The 18,750-nt window shown below is 62.9% G+C and carries 18 protein-coding genes; 10 read left to right on the top strand and 8 right to left on the bottom strand.

Going from position 1 to position 18,750, the window contains the following annotated elements; genetic code table 11:
* Nucleotides 1-87: 87 nt before the first annotated feature.
* Complete coding sequence (locus BMX61_RS06105; RefSeq protein ID WP_075628523.1) at nucleotides 88-1,095, bottom strand: hypothetical protein; 1,008 nt, start codon at nucleotides 1,093-1,095, stop codon at nucleotides 88-90.
* Between the two features lie 467 nt (nucleotides 1,096-1,562).
* Nucleotides 1,563-2,432, bottom strand: a complete 870-nt coding sequence (locus BMX61_RS06100; RefSeq protein WP_234794612.1) for a LysR family transcriptional regulator — start codon at nucleotides 2,430-2,432, stop codon at nucleotides 1,563-1,565.
* A 164-nt stretch (nucleotides 2,433-2,596) separates the two neighbouring features.
* On the opposite strand from BMX61_RS06100, the gene BMX61_RS06095 reads away from it, so the two are divergent.
* Complete coding sequence (locus BMX61_RS06095) at nucleotides 2,597-4,120, top strand: MFS transporter (protein WP_075628525.1); 1,524 nt, start codon at nucleotides 2,597-2,599, stop codon at nucleotides 4,118-4,120.
* A gap of 98 nt (nucleotides 4,121-4,218) precedes the next feature.
* Here BMX61_RS06095 and BMX61_RS06090 read toward each other — a convergent pair whose 3' ends face one another.
* Nucleotides 4,219-5,232, bottom strand: coding sequence for a zinc-binding alcohol dehydrogenase family protein (locus tag BMX61_RS06090; protein ID WP_075628526.1), 1,014 nt, complete (start codon nucleotides 5,230-5,232; stop codon nucleotides 4,219-4,221).
* Between the two features lie 169 nt (nucleotides 5,233-5,401).
* On the opposite strand from BMX61_RS06090, the gene BMX61_RS06085 reads away from it, so the two are divergent.
* Complete coding sequence (locus BMX61_RS06085; protein WP_075628527.1) at nucleotides 5,402-5,740, top strand: winged helix-turn-helix transcriptional regulator; 339 nt, start codon at nucleotides 5,402-5,404, stop codon at nucleotides 5,738-5,740.
* 100 nt (nucleotides 5,741-5,840) lie between these two features.
* Here the strand turns inward: BMX61_RS06085 and BMX61_RS06080 are convergent, their stop codons facing one another.
* The gene (locus BMX61_RS06080; protein WP_075628528.1) at nucleotides 5,841-6,077 is read right to left on the bottom strand and encodes a hypothetical protein; all 237 of its coding nucleotides are present in this window, start codon (nucleotides 6,075-6,077) and stop codon (nucleotides 5,841-5,843) included.
* A gap of 223 nt (nucleotides 6,078-6,300) precedes the next feature.
* On the opposite strand from BMX61_RS06080, the gene BMX61_RS06075 reads away from it, so the two are divergent.
* Nucleotides 6,301-6,615, top strand: coding sequence for a DUF6074 family protein (locus BMX61_RS06075; RefSeq protein WP_075628529.1), 315 nt, complete (start codon nucleotides 6,301-6,303; stop codon nucleotides 6,613-6,615).
* On the opposite strand, the gene BMX61_RS06070 is transcribed toward BMX61_RS06075, so the two are convergent.
* A complete protein-coding gene (locus BMX61_RS06070; RefSeq protein ID WP_234794611.1) occupies nucleotides 6,581-7,066 on the bottom strand; it encodes a 2'-5' RNA ligase family protein in 486 nt (161 codons plus the stop codon). The genes BMX61_RS06075 and BMX61_RS06070 overlap by 35 nt on opposite strands.
* A gap of 315 nt (nucleotides 7,067-7,381) precedes the next feature.
* Nucleotides 7,382-8,989 carry a putative bifunctional diguanylate cyclase/phosphodiesterase gene (locus BMX61_RS06065; RefSeq protein ID WP_075628531.1) on the bottom strand — a complete coding sequence of 536 codons (1,608 nt, stop codon included), beginning with the start codon at nucleotides 8,987-8,989 and terminating at the stop codon, nucleotides 7,382-7,384.
* Nucleotides 8,990-9,224: 235 nt separating this feature from the next.
* On the opposite strand from BMX61_RS06065, the gene pncB reads away from it, so the two are divergent.
* From pncB to BMX61_RS06040, 5 genes are all read left to right on the top strand, one after another.
* The gene (pncB, locus tag BMX61_RS06060; RefSeq protein WP_075628660.1) at nucleotides 9,225-10,529 is read left to right on the top strand and encodes a nicotinate phosphoribosyltransferase; all 1,305 of its coding nucleotides are present in this window, start codon (nucleotides 9,225-9,227) and stop codon (nucleotides 10,527-10,529) included.
* Nucleotides 10,530-10,831: 302 nt separating this feature from the next.
* Entirely contained in the window at nucleotides 10,832-12,667 is a 1,836-nt protein-coding gene (locus BMX61_RS06055) for a HAMP domain-containing methyl-accepting chemotaxis protein (RefSeq protein WP_075628532.1), read from the top strand.
* Nucleotides 12,668-12,850: 183 nt separating this feature from the next.
* Complete coding sequence (locus BMX61_RS06050; RefSeq protein WP_210186268.1) at nucleotides 12,851-13,969, top strand: ABC transporter substrate-binding protein; 1,119 nt, start codon at nucleotides 12,851-12,853, stop codon at nucleotides 13,967-13,969.
* Between the two features lie 13 nt (nucleotides 13,970-13,982).
* Nucleotides 13,983-14,870, top strand: coding sequence for an ABC transporter ATP-binding protein (locus BMX61_RS06045; protein WP_083639533.1), 888 nt, complete (start codon nucleotides 13,983-13,985; stop codon nucleotides 14,868-14,870).
* Complete coding sequence (locus BMX61_RS06040; protein ID WP_210186267.1) at nucleotides 14,867-15,649, top strand: ABC transporter permease; 783 nt, start codon at nucleotides 14,867-14,869, stop codon at nucleotides 15,647-15,649. Before BMX61_RS06045 ends, BMX61_RS06040 begins: the two co-directional genes overlap by 4 nt.
* 538 nt (nucleotides 15,650-16,187) lie before the next feature.
* On the opposite strand, the gene BMX61_RS06035 is transcribed toward BMX61_RS06040, so the two are convergent.
* Entirely contained in the window at nucleotides 16,188-16,448 is a 261-nt protein-coding gene (locus tag BMX61_RS06035) for a hypothetical protein (protein ID WP_075628533.1), read from the bottom strand.
* 279 nt (nucleotides 16,449-16,727) lie between these two features.
* Between BMX61_RS06035 and BMX61_RS06030 the strand changes: the two genes are divergently transcribed.
* Nucleotides 16,728-17,363 (top strand): TetR/AcrR family transcriptional regulator, encoded by a 636-nt coding sequence (locus BMX61_RS06030; protein ID WP_234794610.1) that lies wholly within the window; start codon nucleotides 16,728-16,730, stop codon nucleotides 17,361-17,363.
* A gap of 170 nt (nucleotides 17,364-17,533) precedes the next feature.
* Here the strand turns inward: BMX61_RS06030 and BMX61_RS06025 are convergent, their stop codons facing one another.
* Nucleotides 17,534-17,956, bottom strand: a complete 423-nt coding sequence (locus BMX61_RS06025; protein WP_083639512.1) for a hypothetical protein — start codon at nucleotides 17,954-17,956, stop codon at nucleotides 17,534-17,536.
* Nucleotides 17,957-18,228: 272 nt separating this feature from the next.
* Between BMX61_RS06025 and BMX61_RS06020 the strand changes: the two genes are divergently transcribed.
* Nucleotides 18,229-18,678: a DUF2934 domain-containing protein gene (locus BMX61_RS06020; RefSeq protein WP_075628535.1), complete on the top strand. Its 450-nt coding sequence runs from the start codon at nucleotides 18,229-18,231 to the stop codon at nucleotides 18,676-18,678.
* The last annotated feature ends 72 nt before the right edge of the window (nucleotides 18,679-18,750 follow it).

Raw genomic sequence — 18,750 nt, 5'->3', positions numbered from 1 at the left:
CTTGTCTCTATTTCTGACACCGCCATGCAGCGATCAACCGACCCCCACGGCAGCCTGCACCATTTCCCAAAGCGCTTCGCCGGGAAGCTAGCCGTGCGAGCCGTGAAGTTGCTCCTCGGCTTTCATCCGCCAATCCATCAGGATCCGCTTCCTGTCCAAACTGCGCAGTCCCTTCAGAGAGCGCACTCGCTTCAGAGCCACGTTCCGTTCACAGCCATCAGTTTCAAACACAAGGACGGGGCGCGCATCGACGCCGAGGTTGCAAACCTCTCCTTCGATAACCTGGCTTTGATCGATGTGCGCCGGCCGGCCACCGCCCAGATCGGCGGAATACAAGGCGGTGGCGACCATCACGCCACCCTCAGGCGAGGCTTCCCCGCTGATCCAGAAGCCGGCGATCAAAAGTCCGGCAAAGATGCTTAGCGCGGGCTTCATGATATAAGCGGCCAGAAGCATGGCGAGGCCGCCAGTCAATCCGAGCGCGATGATCGTAGGCCAGGTTTTGACCAGAGGCTCCACATATGACGCCAGCAAGATCCAGAGCGAAGAGAACCAGACGAGGGTCAGCAACGACGAAGCCGCGAACGCGAGGCAGGCCACCAGGACGCTGCTGTACGGAGGCTTGTAGCGCGTCATGACGAAGCCGCCAGTGAGACCTCCCAGCGTAGCTGGTCCGATGACTGCCACAGCGGTCGGGACATCTTCCCACCATAGGAACGCCGCCGTCGAAAAGAGTGTCACTGCAGAGGAAGCGCCGCAAGACTGACGAATGGCCCTAGAATCGATCCCCGCCGGAGCATTCCACTGGACCATCGATGTCCATGCTGCTGGCGCCAGCACGAGGCCGGTAAAGATCAGGGACGTTACGACGCCGAATGCCAGGAGAAACAGCCAATCGCCGGCTTGAGTCACCGGGAGCGGCGCTTGGCCAAGCCAGCCGAGATAGCCGCTGAAGATGGTCCACAACCACAGACTGACCGCACCACCGATTGGGAGCAGAAGGACGCCCAGCTTGAGCCCCGTATCGAGTAGCGGAGCGTAACGCTTGTTCTGCTTGATGAGCCAAGCGAGCTTTTTAGGGGAGGATCTGATCATCACTGTTCCTCTGATATGCTGTATAGTGTTGCGAACTTCCGGAACGACCGCGTGTAACGTGATCAGGGTCGGTCGGAGCGCAGGCAATCGGCATTCTGCGATGGGTTTGTCTCTATCCTGAAACGGTGGCCTGCGTGATATCCTCCGAAGATTACCCGCATGATGATGGTCGACAATTGGCCGGCTACCTAAATCCCTTTTCGATCTCCTTTGGCTGCAAAGGCATCGTTCCATGTGCTGTTAAATCCGCTCTCCTGAGAGCCGCGCCGTGAGCAGGTCGACAAAGGCTTTGGTTCTTTGTGGCGTTGGGTGATGTCCAGGCCAGAGCGTATCGACCGGCGCAGCCAGTGCGGCCTTCGGTCTTGCCGCGCTGACCGTGCATCTGACCGATCGGTCGCGCATTCTGGAGCCATCCGGGCGCGCCTGACCCTTCAGGAGAGTGATGTACGAAGAAGAACCCCCAGCCGTCAGAGCGGTGCGATAGGCCGGCTGCTGGAGCGCCGGTGCTCACGGAAAGCCGCCGTGATGGCGCGAAGCGTGTCCTTGGTTTTCTGGTCCGATAGGGACGAGTGCAAAACCAGGGAGAGCGACGGCAGAGGCGGCAGGCCGAATGCTTCGCCGACATCAACGACATCGGCGGGTGCAAGGCGGCGGGGAAAGGCGGATACGGCAAGGCCGGCCGAGAGGGCTGCCGCAATCGCCGATGTGCCACCGATAAAGACCTCTTCCCAGGCGATCGAGGCGCGGTCGAGCAGGCGCGCGGCCACATCGCGCACGGCGCAGCAGGGCGATGTCGCCGCCAGGCGCAAAGGCTCGCCGGCGCGTTGTTCGAAGCCAGGCGCGGCATACCAGCCGAAATGCTCGGGCCCGAGAATCTCGCCATCGCGCCGGTCGTCGTCGCTTCGGATGATGACCGCGTCCAGCCGCCCGCTTTCGAAACTGTCGAGAAGCGCGCGTGCCGTGTCGAGCAGCACTTCGACGGTCAGCGCGGGATCGAGCGATTTCAGCCGGGCCAGGAGCAGAGGGAGTTCCGGACCCATCACATGGCTGGCAATGCCCAGGCGAAAGCGCCGTCGCGGCATGGTCAGGCCGGCTAGCGCCCGCTCATGCGCCGCCAGAAAATCACGCGCGGAGGGCATGAAGATTTCACCCTGTGCCGAGAGGCGGACCTGGCGCGGCGTGCGCTCGATCAGCCTGACGCCCAGGCGATCCTCCAGCCGCTTGAGCTTTACGCTGACGGCGCCCTGCGTCGTGCCCAGCGCATCTGCCGCGCGGGTGAAGCTGAGATGATCGGCGACCATCAGAAAAGCCCTGACGGCATCGACTTCCAGGCTCATCGATGAATTCATCCTGAATTGTTGTCACTGATATAGCCTGCCATCGGATTGATGGATGATCAAGCTCAGGTCACTTTCCGGCCATCGAAAGCAGGCGCGGGTTTGCGGCATGGGAGATCATCTTCCGTGAGCGATCTGCCGCGCCTTTGAACCGGGGAAGGCCCATGATCACCTCCATCTCTCCCAAAAATCTGACGGCCCGAAATATGGCGGCGTTGGCGGCCGTCTGCCTGTCCGCTCTGATGCTCGGGCTCGAAATATCGAGCATCCCCGCCATCCTGCCCACGCTTGAGCAGGTTCTTCCGGCGGATTTCCGCCAGCTGCAATGGATCATGAATGCCTATACGCTCGCGATGACGGCGAGCCTGATGGCAGCCGGCGCGCTGGCCGACCGCTTCGGGCGAAAGCGCGTCTTCCTGATCGGAATCGTTCTCTTCGGCCTTGCCTCGCTCGCCTGCGGGCTGGCCACCACGGCAACGACCCTGATCGTAGCGCGATTTGCGCAAGGCATGAGCGGCGCGACCATGCTGGCTTGCCAGATCGCCGTGCTGTCTCATCAGTTTCAAAACGGGCCGGCGCGAGGGTTGGCTTTCAGCAGCTGGGGCGTGCTCTTCGGCAGCGGTCTCGGCTTCGGCCCTCTGATCGGCGGGCTCGTGGCCGCGCTGATCAGTTGGGAATGGGTGTTCCTCGTCCATGTCCTGTTGGCAGTGCTGACCTTCGTGCTGGCTAAGACGGGTGTGGCCGAATCGCGCGATCCGCAAGCCTTGCGCATCGATCTGCCGGGAATCGTCAGCCTGTCGGTTGCCGTCTTCTGCCTGGTTTATGGCATTACCTCGGGGCAGGGGCTGGGAGACCGTGAAGGGCTTGCGACGTTCGGCCTGGGCCTTGCCAGTTTTCTGACATTCCTCGTGGTGGAAAGGCGCACACGGCGGCCGATGTTCGATTTTGCCGTCTTTCGCAACCGTCGCTTCTCCGGCGCGCTTCTCGGAGCCTCCGGCATGAATTTCAGCTTCTGGCCTTTCGTGATCTATCTGCCGATCTATGTGCAGGCGATCCATCATCTCGACAGCGTCACCGCCGGGCTGATGCTTCTGTCCTACACTTTGCCGACCCTGATCATGCCGCCCTTCGCCGAGCGTCTGCTGGCCCGGCGGGGGCCGGGCTTCGTCATTCCGCTGGGCCTCTTCACCATCGGTCTCGGATTTCTTGTCCTGCGGCTGACCCTTTTCGACGCAACGGCCGGCGCATGGAGCCTGCTGCCAGGCTGCCTGATTGCCGGCGTCGGGCTGGGCCTGACCAATACGCCTGTGACCAACACGGCCACGGCGGCCGTGTCTGCCGAGCGCGCGGGCATGGCTTCGGGCATGGATATGAGCGCCCGCATGATCTCGCTTGCCGTCAACATCGCCTTGATGGGTTTCATCCTGCTGCGCGGCGTTCGCCTCGCTTTGCAGGAGATGGCGCCGACGCTCGACGGCGATCAGCTCGCGCCTCTGTCGGAGATGATCGCCGCCGGCAATCTGGTGCAGGCGCAAGCCGGCGGCCTTGGTCCGGAGATGGCGCGCATGGCGCTGATCAATGGCTTTGGCGGGGTCATGCTCTATGGTGTGTTCTGCGCCTGGAGCGCTGCCGTGCTGAGCTTGGTTCTCTTCGGCCGCTGCGGACGGGAGCGGCCGATGACGGCCTAAGGCGGTGTCGCTGAAGGAGGCATGCGCCCGCCTATAGAGGCGGGCGCATGCATTTCCAAGGCCTCGTTCCGGCTTGGTCTTTTTCGCAGGCCGCCGCTTCAGAAGCCCTCGAGCACGATCTTGCCGCGCGCCTTTCCGCTTTCGATCAGCGCATGAGCACGCTTCAGCGTCTCGGCATCGATGCGGCCGAAATGGGTGCCGAGCGTGGTCTTCAGCCTGCCGGCATCGATCATCGCGGCGATCTCGTTCAGAAGCCGGCCCTGTCCGGCAATATCGGCGGTAGTGAACATCGAGCGGGTGAACATGAACTCCCAGTGGACAGAGACGCTCTTCGTCTTGAAGGGGCTGATGTTGACGATGCCGGGATCGTCGATCAGCACGAAACGTCCTTGGGGTGCGATCAGTTGGGCGATGGCGTCCAGATGTCCGTCTGTTCCGGTCGTCGAGAAGACGAAGGCCGGCGCGCCGAGCCCGAGCGCGGCAATTTCCGCATCGAGCGGCTGGCTATGGTCGATCACGTGATGGGCGCCGAGGTCGCGCACCCATTCCACCGTCTCCGGACGTGACGCGGTGGCGATGACCTGGAGATCGGTGAGCTGGCGTGCAAGCTGGATGGCAATGGAGCCCACGCCGCCGGCCCCACCAACGATCAGCAGGGCAGGGGCCGCACCCGGCACGCGCCGTGACACCACGAGCCTGTCGAACAGCGCTTCCCATGCGGTGATGGCGGTCAGGGGCAGGGCCGCCGCGGCGGCGAAGTCCAGGCTATCCGGCTTGCGGCCGACGATCCGCTCATCCACCAGATGGAATTCGGCATTGGTGCCCGGCCGCTCCAGCGCGCCGGCGTAAAAGACAGCGTCACCGGGCCTGAATCCCTCCACCGCTTCGCCAACCTCGGCCACGATCCCAGCGGCATCCCAGCCGAGCACTTTCCAGCCGCCTGCTTCGGGGCCGGAACGCTGGCGCACCTTCGTATCGACGGGATTGACCGAGACGGCCTTGACCTCGACCAGAAGGTCGCGCCCGGTCGGTTTGGGGCGCGGCAGATCGATGTCGACAAGCGATGCCTGCGCATCGATGGGTCCGGGGTTTTGATAGCCAATGGCACGCATGGGAAATCTCCTTGTAAAAGTCCGGGCGAAGGCGCGCCGGATCTTGGCCAAGCGCTGGCGCACAGAGCGCCCGCAGGCGGCATCGCCCTCGCAGCAGAATTGCTATGTCGGGATGATTGTTGCAAGAATGCACAGAAATTGCACATAGTGTCGAAAAGGATACTGTTGGATGGCGACGAAGCCCCGTCACGCACGCATGGACTGCAGCGCCGGCTGCCCCGTGGAGGCGACCCTGTCGCTGATCGGCGGAAAGTGGAAAGGGCTGGTTCTCTACCATCTGATGGACGGCACCCTGCGCTTCAACGAGTTGCGGCGCCGCCTGCCCGATGTCACCCAGCGCATGCTGACCAATCAACTGCGCGAACTGGAGGCCGACGGTCTCATTGCCCGTACCGTCTATGCCCAAGTGCCTCCACGCGTTGATTATGCGCTGACAGACCGCGGACGCTCGCTCGATCAGGTCATCCTTGCGCTGAAGGCCTGGGGCGAGCGCCATATGGCTGCCTGACACCTTCAGCAAGGCACAATAGGGACTGGCGCGGCCGGTGGCCGCGCCTGGAAGGCTCCGGGACTCGTCCGATCAAAGCACGTTCGGATCGCGCTGGACGTCAGTCCACGTGGACCGTCTGGTCGAGGTCTTCATCCTCGTCGGCCGTCAGAAGCTCCACCAGTTCGGCCACACGGCCGGTCGGCAGAGCGCGGCCTTGATTGACGAGGGCCTCGTCCGCATTCACCCAGGCCCAGGCTTCCGCGAGCTCGGCGCGCGAAGCGCCCGTTGCGGCGATCTCCGCCTGCAGAACCTCATCGACGGGGCCGAGAACGGCCAGGATATCGTCTCTGGTCATCAATGCCTCCTTCCTGTGTGTTGAGGAGGGCGCGATGGCGGCGAGCGACGGGGGTTTCGCTGCTCTGACCCAGCGCGCCCATATCAAAACGCCAAGGTCAGGGCGATGGTTTCAGGCAGGATCCGTCCGCTTTCGGACCAGCGAAACGGCGGATGGATCGTCCCCGGATACGAAGCGTTAACCAAACTTCTCCTAAATCCCATGGACACAACGGAGAATCACGATGATGCAGCAGCTCGGCGAAAACGGTGGACAGATGGCGGGCAGCCCGGTCATGGCTTTTCCGCTGGCAAGCCGTCGGGCTGTGGTGCGCCGCTGCGCGGCCGAGCTTGACGCGGTTCAGGGCGATGAGGCGCTTGCCTATTGGCGCAGCACCTGCCGCAGTCTCGCTGCCGACTTGGCGGCACTTGGCTGCGACGAGAGCGATATCCACATGCAGATCCTGGACTTTCAGACCGAGGTCCAGCTGGAAATGATGCGCCGCTACCGCGAGGATGCCGTGGCTACTCTTCAGGAACGCGCTCCGGACCGCGCCTGAAGCGAAACTCTCCGGCCGGCTCCCAGGGGCCGCCCTGATACCGCCATAGCGCCAGCCCGTCTGCCTGAAAGGCGAAGGGTGCAAAGCCATCGGACAGCATGGCGCAGGTGTGCCGTGCTTCTTCCGGCGTCACCTTGTTCTGCACCGTCACATGCGGGCGAAATCGCTGGCGGTCCTGAGGGCTGAGGACCTCGGCAAACCGTGCCGCAAGATCGGCATGCAAAGCGAGAAGCTCCGCACTGTCGAGATCGAAGGCAACGCCGTAGCCGAGCAGCCTTGGCGGCCGAACCTGCACTGTAAACCCGGTCCATTCGGCGGACTCCCGCGCAAGCATGGCGCGGATCGCCGCTTCGTCTTCGCCCGGCAGCTTGTGAAACAGCGTGACATGCGCGGCGATGACATTGCGGGCAGGCGGAAAATGCCGCCGTCGAAGCGCATCGAAATGCGCCATGGCAGGCTCTTCCATTAGAAGGGTGAGAATGAGCGGCGGCATCGGCTACATCGCGTGACGGATGTGCCAGAAGATAGGCAGGATCAGGTCGTGGCAAGGGCACTGACGCGTTCGCCTCGCCTGCAGGGCTTCGTGATGCCGAGAGTCATCCCTCTACCCGGGCTCAAGCGACGCCGAACATTGTTGACGACACAGAATGCCATGGAGCGAGACGGCGATTCCCGTGAAACAATCTGGGATTAGGCATCGCGCCGATAGCATCGGCGCGCTTTCAGGCGCGCGGCCAGCATCCTTTTGCAGGTGATTGCGGCTTGATCAGGCGGTCTGACCGGCGGCCTGGCGTTCGGCGATATAGGCGCTGGCCTGGCTGGCGGGCATGGCTTTGCCGAAAAGATAGCCCTGGCCGATATCGCAGCCATGGGCGAGCAGATAGGCCAGCTGCTGGTGCTGCTCGATGCCTTCGGCCGTGATCGCCACATTCAAGCTGCGCCCGAGGCTGAGCATGGCGAGAACGATCTTGTCCTGGCGCTCATCGTCATGGGTGGCGATAAAGCTCTTGTCGATCTTGATCTTGTCGAAGCGGTAGCGCGCAAGCTGCGACAGGCTGGAATAGCCAGTGCCGAAATCGTCCAGCGCGATCTGGATGCCTGCCGCATGCAGCTCCTTCAAAAGACCACTTGCCAGCTCTGGATCCTCGATCAGCGCATTTTCGGTGATTTCGACCTCAAGGCGGCTGGCATCCAGCCCGGCATCGTGGATGATCTTCAAGATGCGGCTGGCCAGCAGCGGATCCTTCATCTGCACGGGCGAAATGTTGAAAGACAAGGTCACTTCGGACGGCCAGCTGGCGGCATCGTGGCAGGCGCGCGACAGAAGCGTCTCGAACAATTCGGTGATCAGCCCCGTCTCCTCGGCAATGGCGATGAAGACCGGCGGGGGAACCGAGCGCCCGCTCGTATCCGTCCAACGCGCCAGCGCTTCGAAGCCGCAGATATCGCCGGTCTTCAAATTGATCAGGGGCTGGTAATGCGGCACGATTTCGCCGGCGCGGATCGCCCCGCGCAGCCGTGCCTCATAATGGGCGCGCTCGGCGGCCTTGTCCTGCATCGCGGGGTCGTAGACGGCCGTGCGGTTGCGGCCTAGTGCCTTGGCCTCGTGCATGGCGAGATCGGCGCGGCGGGTGATGTCGGCCAGATCGTCCTTCAGGCTCTGCGCGCGGGCATAGCCGATACTGGCGCCGACTTCGGCCGGGACGCCGTTGATGCGGATCGGCCTGCCGATGGCCTGGATCAGGAGATTGGCCATCAGCTGGTCCTGCGCCTCGTCCTGGCCCTGAAGCACGAGAAAGAAGTCATCGCCGGAAATACGGAAGACGTTGTTGGCCCCGCCCAGCGCCTGCAGCCGCTTGGCCAGAAGCGTCAGGAGTGCATCGCCGCCTTGATGGCCATGCAGGTCGTTGACACGCTTGAAGCCGTTGAGATTGACGGAGTAGACCGTCACGAGCCCCGGCGGCTCGCCATCCTGCGCCTGATCGGCGTCCGAGGCGGTGGGAGATGCGGCGCGCTCGCGGGCCTCGACGCTGGCGGCATGCTGCTGTCGGCGGCGTTCCAGCGCGTAACGATTGGGCAGGCGGGTCAGATTGTCATGCATCGCCATCCAGTCGGCGCTTTCCTGGGCGCGAATGCGAACCTGCATTTCCCGGTTCAGGTCCATGATCCGCAGGGCGGAAAAGGCGAAGCTGCAGAGGCTGGCAATGGCCATGGCCAGCACCATCTGCTTCATGCCGAAATTGTCGTATTCGCTCATCAAGCCATAGAGCAAATTGTGAATTTCCAAGCTTACGCCAAGCGTAAACAGCGAAAGCGATAGGACCGCCAGAACTGCAAACTGCCGTCCCGCTCTGCTTTTCATGAAACCAGTCATGCCTGCGTTCTCCCAATGCGGGTATAATAAGCAGAAGTGTTAAACTTTGCCTTTCTCTTCCTATGAAAAACTTGAGGGTCCAAGCTTAGGCAAATGCTTCCGTAAAACCTATCGGATCATGCCTCTGTGCGGCTTGACCGCACGCCTGGCTTCGCGGATGGTCTCGCACGCAGAGGCGAAGGTTGCTGCGCCGCAAGGCGCGCGGCCGCAGACAGCGAGGCGCGCGAAAGCCGCGATGACGAAGACCGATATTGCACGGCGTGTCTATGACAATGCCTGGAAGCTCGACCCGGTGGTGCGCAGCCTTCTGGACACGGATTTCTACAAGCTCTTGATGCTGCAGATGATCTGGCGCCTCTATCCGGAGGTGGACGCGACCTTTTCCCTGATCAACCGGACCAAGACGGTTCTGCTCACACAGGAGATCGATGAGCAGGAATTGCGCGAACAGCTCGATTATGCGCGCAAGCTTCGCTTCACCAAGAAGGAGATGATCTGGCTGGCCGGCAATACATTCTATGGCCGCAAGCAGATCTTCTCGCCCGACTTCCTGGCCTGGCTCGCTGACTTCCAGCTTCCAGAGTATGAACTGTCCCGCAAGGACGGCCAATACGAACTGACCTTTCCCGGCCGCTGGACACACACGACCATGTGGGAGATTCCGGCGCTCGCCATCATCAACGAATTGCGCTCGCGCAGTGCGATGAAGGGCATGGGGCCCTTCGCGCTCGATGTGCTCTATGCGCGCGCCAAGGCCAAGATGTGGTCCAAGGTCGAGCGGCTGCGCCAGCATTCCGATCTGCGCATTTCCGATTTCGGCACGCGGCGGCGCCACAGCTTTCTCTGGCAGCGCTGGTGTGTCGAAGCGCTGAAGGAAGGCATCGGCCAGTCCTTCTCCGGCACCAGCAATGTTCTGCTTGCCATGGATACGGATCTGGAAGCGCTTGGCACCAATGCGCATGAACTGCCGATGGTGGCGGCCGCGCTGGCGCGCAACGACGAGGAACTGGCGGCAGCGCCCTACAAGGTGCTGCAGGACTGGAACCGGCTCTATGGCGGCAATCTGCTGATCGTTCTTCCCGATGCCTTTGGCACCGCCGCCTTCCTGCGCAATGCACCTGATTGGGTGGCGGAGTGGACCGGCTTTCGCCCTGACAGCGCGCCGCCGATCGAAGGTGGCGAGAAGATCATTGCCTGGTGGGAGAAGATGGGCCGCGACCCCCGCGAGAAGCTCCTGATCTTCTCCGACGGGCTGGATGTCGACACGATCATCGACACTTACAGGCATTTCGAGGGCCGTGTCCGGATGAGCTTCGGCTGGGGCACCAATCTGACCAACGATTTCGTCGGCTGCGCCCCGACCTCGATTACCGGGCTCGATCCCATTTCCATCGTCTGCAAGGTGGTCAGCGCCAATGGCCGTCCCGCGGTCAAGCTGTCCGACAATCCGCGCAAGGCGACGGGCGAGCCGGAGGAGATTGCCCGCTATGTGCGCCTGTTCGGCACGGAGGACTTCGCCGAGCAGAGCCTGAAAGTTTGAGACGACAGCCTGCCTCTTCGAGCGAGGGTTGTCTTTTTCCAGGCGAAATCTTACCGCGTATCGTAATCTGTAAGTCATATTTAACGCATGACGCGCACCTTGATCGCGCGGGGAGCGTCGGTTTCATGGATGCAGACCGGCACCGCACGATCGACGAAGGCTGAGGCGGGGCAGGGTGCGATGTGCGCGCCTGCCGGGAACTCGGCTGCGCCTGCCTTTCGCCCGGCGAGGCCGCAAGATCGATGCGCGCGAGAACGGCGGTAAGATGCCTGACGCTCCCTTTGACGCTTTTGGGGAGCAGCATGGCCTTTTTTCCTGTCAAACCACGCCGGCCGAGCATTCGCACCGCGCTCGTGGCGGTCTTTTCCGTTCTTGCCCTGATCGTCTGCGGCTTTGCCGGCGCGACGCTGGACTCGCTGGTCCGTATCCAGGCCGCCGCTGATGGCCTGAGCCGGGACAGCATGCCCTCGATCGCAGCTGCCCGCGATGTGAAGGAAGAGCTGATGGCCATGCGCACCGGCTATCTTCAGCATATCAGCGCAACATCGCCCGACGAGACCAAGGAAGCCGAAGACGCGATCCGCAGCGCCCAGGTCAATGTGCGCGCCGCCATCGAGCGCTATCAGGCCATCGTCGTCGAACCGAAGGAGAAGCTGCTTCTCAAAACCGTATCCGACCGAGTGGCGGCCTATATCAAGACCGGCGAGGGCATGCTGATCCTGTCGCGGATGGGTCAATATAAGGAAGCGAACCGGGTGGCGGCGGCCATGCGCGGCTATGTTCTTCCGGCCTTGAAGGCGATCGACAATCTGATCGCGCTGAACAATGGCACGGCGGCACAAGCGGTTGCGGCCTCCGAAAAGGCAGGATCGACCGCGGCGACCATCATCTATGCCATTGCCGGTCTCGTCGCCCTGATCCTCATTCTCTCCACGCTCTATGTGCTGCGCGGCGTCGCGCGCCCGATCGGCGCCATCACCCGGACGATGACGCGACTGGCCAGCGGCGATACCGCACAGCCGGTTCCCTATGTCGGCCGTGGCGACGAAATCGGCCTGATGGCCAATGCGCTGGAGATCTTTCGCGCCTCCGCCATCGAGAAAATGCGGCTGGAGAGCGAGGCCGAGGCAGCCCGTGCCAAAGCCGAAACCGACCGGCTGCGCCTGGCGGCAGAAGCAGAGGCCCAGGCTGGCGAAAGGCTGCGCCAGGCAACCAGCGGTCTTGCCGCCGGCCTCAAGCGCCTGGCTGCGGGCGATCTCACCGTCAGCCTGGACCAGGCGATGGCGCCGGAATTCGAAGCGCTGCGCCATGACCTGAATGCCGCCGTCGCCCAACTGCGCGAGACGCTGGCAGCCGTGGCCGAAGTCGCTGACGGGATCGGCATGGGAGCGCAGGAAGTCAGCCAGAGCGCCGACGATCTGTCGCGCCGTACGGAGCATCAGGCCGCGAGCCTGGAGCAGACGGCCGCCGCGCTAGACGAAATCACCGCGAATGTCGCCGCCTCCACCAAGCGCACGGACGAAGCACGGGAGATGGCGCAGAGCGCCAATTCCAGTGCCCATCATTCCGAATCCGTCGTGCGCGATGCCATTGAGGCCATGGGCCGGATCGAGCAGTCTTCCAGCCAAATCTCGTCGATCATCGGCGTGATCGACGAGATCGCCTTCCAAACCAATCTTCTGGCGCTCAATGCGGGCGTCGAGGCCGCGCGTGCAGGCGAAGCGGGGCGCGGCTTTGCCGTCGTGGCGCAGGAGGTGCGCGAGCTCGCACAGCGGTCCGCCAAGGCTGCAAAGGAAATCAAGGACCTCATCCGCCATTCCACGAACGAGGTGGAAAGCGGTGTGCGTCTGGTCAGCGCCACAGGGGAAAGCCTGGGTCTGATCGGCAGTCAGATCGGCGTGATCAACCAGCACGTCGAAGCCATCGCGCTGCCGGCTCGCGAGCAGGCAACGGGCCTCTCCGAGGTCAATTCCGCCGTCAACCAGATGGATCAGGTGACGCAGCAGAACGCCGCCATGGTCGAGGAGGCTAATGCCGCCGGCGCGACGTTGGCCAGCGAAAGCGAGCGTTTGCGTAGCCTCATCAGCCATTTCCGCCTGAGCGGAGCGGTGCAGCCTGCCGAGCGCTTCGCGGCCTGAAACAGCCTCCTCCCGCATGAGGCGCGGCACGACAATGTCGCGTCTTTTCCGGCTTGGTCGCTTGAGGCGAAAAAACATGGCCTTATACATGCCACCTGCGAAACGTCATTCTCGTCGCCTGCACTGAGCGTTGCTCCGCATGGCTTGGCATCGGCGTCGCAATGCCGCAAAAGGATAGGCGACATGGAGATGCGCCTGATGCCGAAGACGATCACCGACCAGACGACCCGTAAGGCCAAGTCTATGCAAGGTCGCGGCCTGCGCCTGGCCGCAGCGGCCCTGGCGGCATGGCTCGGCCTCAGCGCTGCGCCTGCCTTCGCGGACGAGGCGATCAGCGCGGCGCGCTGCGCGCAAAACAAGGCGGCCGGCAAGATCACCTTTCTGACGTCCTTTGCCTATGCCGCTTCGGCGGGCATCCTCGATGTCGTGGCCGCAAACGAGCTCGGCTATTTCAAGGCGCTCTGCCTCGACGTGGCAATGGAGCCGGGCTCGACCAATACCCAGCTCGTCAGCGCCGGCACGGCGCAGCTTGCCGGGCTCGGCGGCGCTTCGGATGTTCTCGTCGCCGTCGACAATGGCGCCGATCTCGTCGGTGTCGCCACTTATGGCAATGTCGGTGCGATCGAACTTTTGACCATGGCCGATAGCGGCATCGAGACGTTGAAGGATTTCGCCGGCAAGACGGTCGGCTACAAGGGTGCGATCCCACCGCAGTTTCTCGCCATGTTCCTCGATGCCGGCCTGGACCAGGACTCGGTGAACTGGGTCTCGGTCGGCTATGACCCGGTGATCCTGCCCAATGGCAGCGTGCAGGGCCTGGCGGCCTACAAGTCCAATGAGCCCAAGGCTCTTGCCGCCAAGGGTTACAAGGTCAAGGAATGGGATCCCGATGCCTTCGGCGTCCATTCGACCTTCAACACGCTGGTGGCCAATGGCAGCTTCGCCAAGGCGCATCCGACAGTGGTGGAGGATTTCCTGCGCGCCACCTTCAAGGCCTTTGCCTGGATCAATGCCTCCGACGACCATCTCGACCAGGCACTGGCCGCCGCCGCCGCGCTGTCCACCTCCGGCTATGACTTGGAGACCAGCAAGGCGCGCTGGAAGGTCGAAATGGATCTGATCGCCAAGAGCCTGCCTAAGGGTGCGGCCGTGGGCCAGCAGAGCCTTGCGCAATGGACACCGGAGGCAGAGACGCTGTCCCGGTTCAAGCTGATCAAGACGGCGGAGATCGCCAAGGCGCAGGACAACCGCTATATCGATGCGGTCGTCAAGGATGGCGCCGTGGTCTGGCCGGCGCCGTGAGCTGTCCCAGCGCATGATCAACCATACGGACACGTCTGCCGCCCCGCCCCATCGGGACAACCCGACCGGGATCGACAGGCCGCAAGGCCTGGTGGGCGATGGCGACAAGGCCGGACAGATCGTCGTCGCGGGCGTGTCCAAGGTCTATGGCCGGGGGCCCGATCGGGTGGAAGCTCTTGGCGGCATCGATCTGACGATCCCGCAGGGCGAATTCGTGACGCTGTTCGGTCCGTCCGGCTGCGGCAAGTCCACGCTTCTGCGCATTCTCGCCGGACTGGAGGAAAAGACGGCCGGCGACGTCACGCTGTTCGGCCAGACGCCGGAGGTCGCCGCGCGCGCCAAGAACATTGCCTGGGTGCCGCAATCCTCCGCGCTTCTGCCTTGGCTCAGCATTCGCGACAATGTGCTGCTGTCGCGCCGGCTCAACCGGCGCGCTGAACGTGACCCCGCTTCGGCCAGCCGACCGGAGGATGTCGATCGGGTGCTGCGCGAACTGGGCCTTGCTGCCTTTGCCGCCCACCGCCCGGCTGCCTTGTCCGGTGGCATGCGCCAGCGCGCGGCGATTGCCCGGGGTTTCGTTCAGGGCGCACCGCTGATGCTGATGGACGAGCCTTTTTCGGCGCTGGATGAGCTGACGCGCGATACGCTGCGTCTGCGTCTTCTCGATGTCTGGCAGCGCTACCGCAAGACAGTGGTCTTCGTCACCCATTCCGCTGCCGAAGCGGTTCTCCTCTCCGATCGCGTTGTGGTGATGACGCCGCGTCCCGGGCGGATCGAGGCCGTCGTGGAGATAGATCTACCACGCCCGCGCGGCCGCGACCTTGCCGATTCGCCGGGCTTCGAGGCCAAGGTCCGCGAAGTCAGAGACAGGCTTCGACGAGGCTGGGAGGGCGAGGAATGAACGGGCGCAGCATGCGCGAGGAAGCGGCACGCCATCGCGCCACCCTGCCACGCATGGCGCGGCTCCTGGCGCCGCTCGTGGTGTTCCTGCTGCTGGGGGCAGGCTGGCAATGGGTCGCCCTGAACCTCAAAAGCATCCTGCCGCCGCTGGGCAGCGTTTTTCTGGAGCTGGCCGCGCGGCCGGGCTTCTATCTTCTGCACCTTTGGACGACCCTGTCGGCGGCCTTGAGCGGCTTTGCCATCGGCGCTGCGATCGGCGTGATCCTGGCGATCCTGATTGTGCATTTTCAGGTCCTGCGTGCCGCCATCCTGCCGGTTGCGCTGATGCTGAACGTCACGCCCGTCGTGGCGATCTCGCCGGCCCTCATCGTCGCCTTCGGCTTCAATGCCGTGCCGCATATCATCGTCGCGGCCATTTCCGCCTTCCTGCCCATGCTGATCAACGCGCTGACGGGCCTGAGGGCGACGGATCGGGATGCGGAGGACGTGTTTCGATCCCTCGCGGCCTCGCGAATCGAAACGCTCTGGCACCTGCGCCTGCCATCCAGCCTGCCGCACCTTTTTGCCGGCGCCCGTCTGGCCATCGCCGCGGCCATGGTCGGCTCGATCGTGTCCGAATTCATGGGGACGAGCAAAGGCATCGGCGCGACCATCATCATGGCCACGACCTATTTGAACCTGCCGCAAATGTGGGTTGCGATCTTCATCTCGGCCCTGACGTCGCTTGGCCTGATCGGGCTGGTCGATCTTGCCGAACGCGCGGTCATACGCTGGGCCTGAACGCGCGCTTTGCACAGAGCATCATCCAAGAGATACGCATGCCGGCCGATCCGCCGCCTGCATCGGGCGAAGCAAGGCGTCTAGCAGGCCCGTCAGCGCGATCCTGTTTCCAGCCCCTCCAAGACATCATGTCCTGGCTGCGGCAAGCCGCGGGGGCCTTTGCGCGTCGAAATCGTCCGACGTCGCTCTGCTAGACGTAATTAAGATAGACGAGATATAGTGTTTGCCAACCGTCAGTGGAGGGGCAGGCCAAGTTTTCCAGCGCGCATTCGCCAAAAAATGGGCGAACTACACGCGGAGGGTGTATGTGATCGATAGTGCACTGTTTTTGCAACGCATTGTTATGCGCCAAGTGCAAAGTGCAAGGCTATGTAGCTGATGATCACCGAATCGCTTCTGGTCTTCCGCGCCTTAGACGCAGACCGTCTGTCGGTTGCAGGTCGGCGGGCCTGCGATGCCCGCTGATCCTGTTCGACCCGCGCCGAGTCGCGCTGAAGGCCCTCGGAGGATCCTCAGCCGCACATCCTCGTTTCGGCTTTCAGCAAGCCATGCACATCTCGCCGCGCATGGCGAGCGGATGCACCATGGCAAGCAGGCGGCGCTTGGGTGCAGTCATCAGCCGATGCGCTGCGGCGCGGGCCCCGCCCTCATGGTTTTCGGCGCCTCGCATCGCGCTGGCCGCGGAATAGAGGAGCGTCTTCATCTCCGAGGTGGTCACACCGTCGGCCCGCATCATCATGCGGATCATCGGATCGGTCAGGACCTCTTCAAGGGTCAGATCGTCATGCGCCTGGTTCATGGCTGTTTCCTCTTCTTGCCCTGTGGCCAAAGCAGTATCGTTCCCGGCCCATGCGGCGCCGGGGGACAGACTGTCAGCCTGTGCTGTCTTCAAAGCCCCGCATGCCCAAAACGCGGCGCGTGGAGCCTCGATCTGAAGCCGGGCCAGGTCTGCGCATCTCATTGGTCATGCGGCAGACCCTAAGGGGCACCCGGCGCCCCCGAACTTGACAAGGCTAAAATACCCTGTTACCGATTGGTAACATCTGCTTGTTACCGACCGGTCACACCCATGTCAAGCATGAATGCGAATAAAGCTCCTGAAGGTGGCGCTATTGTGAAAAAGACAGCCTGCAACGCCGAAGCGAAAACAAGCCCGCGTGATCGGATCGTCTCGAGCGCCTGTGCCCTGTTTCGCACCCATGGCATTCGTGGCATCGGCGTCGATGCCATCGCCCAGGCTGCGGAAACCAACAAGATGACGCTCTACCGTCATTTTGGGTCGAAGGACGATCTGGTCTGCGAGACACTGAAGGTAGCGTCCGCCCAAGCCGCTGCCTTGTGGGACGACCTGGAGAACCGCTTTCCCGACAATCCCCGCGCTCAAATCGATGGATGGGTGGCGGGTCGTGCCGATTGTCTGGCTTCCGAGCCACATGGCTGCGATCTTGCCAATGCGGCGGTGGAGTTGAAGGAGGACGGCCATCCGGCGCATGTCCTGATCGACAGGTTCAAAACCGAGCAGCGTCGTCGTCTCGAAGATCTCTGTCGCGCGGCCGGATTGAGCGATCCGGAGCTTCTGGCAGATACGCTCTCGATGCTTCTGGAAGGTGCGCGCGTGAGCCGCATCGCCACCGGCGATCACGGCCCCGCCGCCCGCTTCGAGCGCGCCTGCCACGCCGCAATTGCCGGCCATGAACGCAGCAAAGCCGGCTGACGTTCTCTCCCTCTGCAAAATGATATGTCCTGCGGCAGCCAGAAAAGCCTTTCTGGCGTTTGCGGTAACATGCAGCCGCTAAGGCTTAAACACACGCATGCGAACAAACCCGCTAGCACGATAGCGAGGCTGTCCGCGTTCAAAAGCCAAGGATACGAAAGACGGCTCGATCAATAGCCGCTGCGCTGGAGGATGGTTCGCACTTCCTCGAAGCGCCGTTTGTTTTCCGGATTGCGTTCGTCAGGCGAATAGCAGGTGCTGGACATGCAAAAGCGCTGAAGGACGAAGGGTGCCTTTGTGTTTTGAAACTGGCATTCGATCGTATCCACCATGTTCTTCGGCTCGACACCGTCGCGGGTGGAATAAGTCATGCGCACGCCTGGCGGCTTGAGCTCGGGGAAGGCCTGGACCACGCCAGTGTGCAGCGAGGCGGCCAGAAGCACATTCTGTGTTACGGCCTTGCAGGCATCCTCAATGGTCGCCTGGGCTGCCGGCACCATACCAGGGGCCTGGGCATAGGCCGTCGGTGCAAATGCGGCAACGCTGCCGGCCATCAGAGCAAAGCCCAGTCTCACGCACGCGATCTTGATCATCAATATCCCCGGAAGAGCGTCTCGGACGAGACTGGCCTTAAACGCATGACATGCTTGTCTTGTTCCATGACTATAACTGCGATGTTGCGGCTTTTGCATTATCGCGCCGCTGTCGATGCAGGCCGGCCCAAGGTGAAGGCCGTCGCACCGCAGCAAAGCCTAGGCTAGGCTTGCCTCAGAAGACGCGAGTGATTCGCCTTGATCAACCGGAACCAAAGGGTCCACGCCACAGTTGGACATCGGCAGCGCGTGGTTTGAAGGGAGCAGCGAAGATGAGCATCGAAGAAGACAAGGTCAGGGCGCGCGCCTATCGGCTCTGGGAAGAGGAAGGGCGCCCCGAAGGACGCCATGATCATCATTGGCAGCAGGCGATAAAGGATGTCGCCGAAGGTGCCAACGGCAAGGAAGCCGAAACGGCCGGGAAGGCTGGAACGGTCCAAGCGGCCGAAGCGCCCGCATCCGCCAGTGCGTCCTCGTCTGCCGCATCTGCGGGCAAAGGCCAGACGCGCAATGCGAGCCAGAAGCCGGCAACGTCCAAAGGAGCCGCCGCTCCGAAATCGGCCGGTTCCAAGGCGCCTGCGTCCGGAAACGGAGCTGCTGCTGCACCTAAGATTGCCGCTGCCGCCGTACCGTCTCAGCCGATCGTCGAGGCTGCGGGCGCTGAGGCACCTCAGCCAAAGCGGCGCGGAAAAGGCTCGTCCTCTCCCAAGCAGTTGGCTTGATCGAGCGAGAAGCGGCAGGTCTCGCGTCACCGTTCGCTGCCGGCAACGCGAGACAGAGCGTTATGGTCGCGC

Origin of the sequence: Xaviernesmea oryzae, from assembly GCF_900109605.1 — a bacterium.
GTDB classification, from domain to species: Bacteria; Pseudomonadota; Alphaproteobacteria; order Rhizobiales; family Rhizobiaceae; genus Xaviernesmea; species Xaviernesmea oryzae.
Note: the sequence above shows the minus strand (reverse complement) of the source record. Positions and strands in the feature narration are given on the sequence as shown.

Bases quoted from the DNA above. Each gene is read 5' to 3' on its own strand.
- BMX61_RS06070 (WP_234794611.1), bottom strand. From the start codon at position 7,066: ATGGCGCATTTCGATGCGCTTCGACGGCGGCATTTTCCGCCTGCCCGC.
- BMX61_RS06050 (WP_210186268.1), top strand. From the start codon at position 12,851: ATGGAGATGCGCCTGATGCCGAAGACGATCACCGACCAGACGACCCGT.
- BMX61_RS06085 (WP_075628527.1), top strand. From the start codon at position 5,402: ATGGCGACGAAGCCCCGTCACGCACGCATGGACTGCAGCGCCGGCTGC.
- BMX61_RS06100 (WP_234794612.1), bottom strand. From the start codon at position 2,432: ATGAGCCTGGAAGTCGATGCCGTCAGGGCTTTTCTGATGGTCGCCGAT.
- BMX61_RS06090 (WP_075628526.1), bottom strand. From the start codon at position 5,232: ATGCGTGCCATTGGCTATCAAAACCCCGGACCCATCGATGCGCAGGCA.
- pncB (WP_075628660.1), top strand. From the start codon at position 9,225: ATGACGAAGACCGATATTGCACGGCGTGTCTATGACAATGCCTGGAAG.
- BMX61_RS06095 (WP_075628525.1), top strand. From the start codon at position 2,597: ATGATCACCTCCATCTCTCCCAAAAATCTGACGGCCCGAAATATGGCG.
- BMX61_RS06035 (WP_075628533.1), bottom strand. From the start codon at position 16,448: ATGAACCAGGCGCATGACGATCTGACCCTTGAAGAGGTCCTGACCGAT.
- BMX61_RS06080 (WP_075628528.1), bottom strand. From the start codon at position 6,077: ATGACCAGAGACGATATCCTGGCCGTTCTCGGCCCCGTCGATGAGGTT.
- BMX61_RS06105 (WP_075628523.1), bottom strand. From the start codon at position 1,095: ATGATCAGATCCTCCCCTAAAAAGCTCGCTTGGCTCATCAAGCAGAAC.
- BMX61_RS06075 (WP_075628529.1), top strand. From the start codon at position 6,301: ATGATGCAGCAGCTCGGCGAAAACGGTGGACAGATGGCGGGCAGCCCG.
- BMX61_RS06020 (WP_075628535.1), top strand. From the start codon at position 18,229: ATGAGCATCGAAGAAGACAAGGTCAGGGCGCGCGCCTATCGGCTCTGG.
- BMX61_RS06055 (WP_075628532.1), top strand. From the start codon at position 10,832: ATGGCCTTTTTTCCTGTCAAACCACGCCGGCCGAGCATTCGCACCGCG.
- BMX61_RS06045 (WP_083639533.1), top strand. From the start codon at position 13,983: ATGATCAACCATACGGACACGTCTGCCGCCCCGCCCCATCGGGACAAC.
- BMX61_RS06040 (WP_210186267.1), top strand. From the start codon at position 14,867: ATGAACGGGCGCAGCATGCGCGAGGAAGCGGCACGCCATCGCGCCACC.
- BMX61_RS06065 (WP_075628531.1), bottom strand. From the start codon at position 8,989: ATGACTGGTTTCATGAAAAGCAGAGCGGGACGGCAGTTTGCAGTTCTG.
- BMX61_RS06030 (WP_234794610.1), top strand. From the start codon at position 16,728: ATGAATGCGAATAAAGCTCCTGAAGGTGGCGCTATTGTGAAAAAGACA.
- BMX61_RS06025 (WP_083639512.1), bottom strand. From the start codon at position 17,956: ATGATCAAGATCGCGTGCGTGAGACTGGGCTTTGCTCTGATGGCCGGC.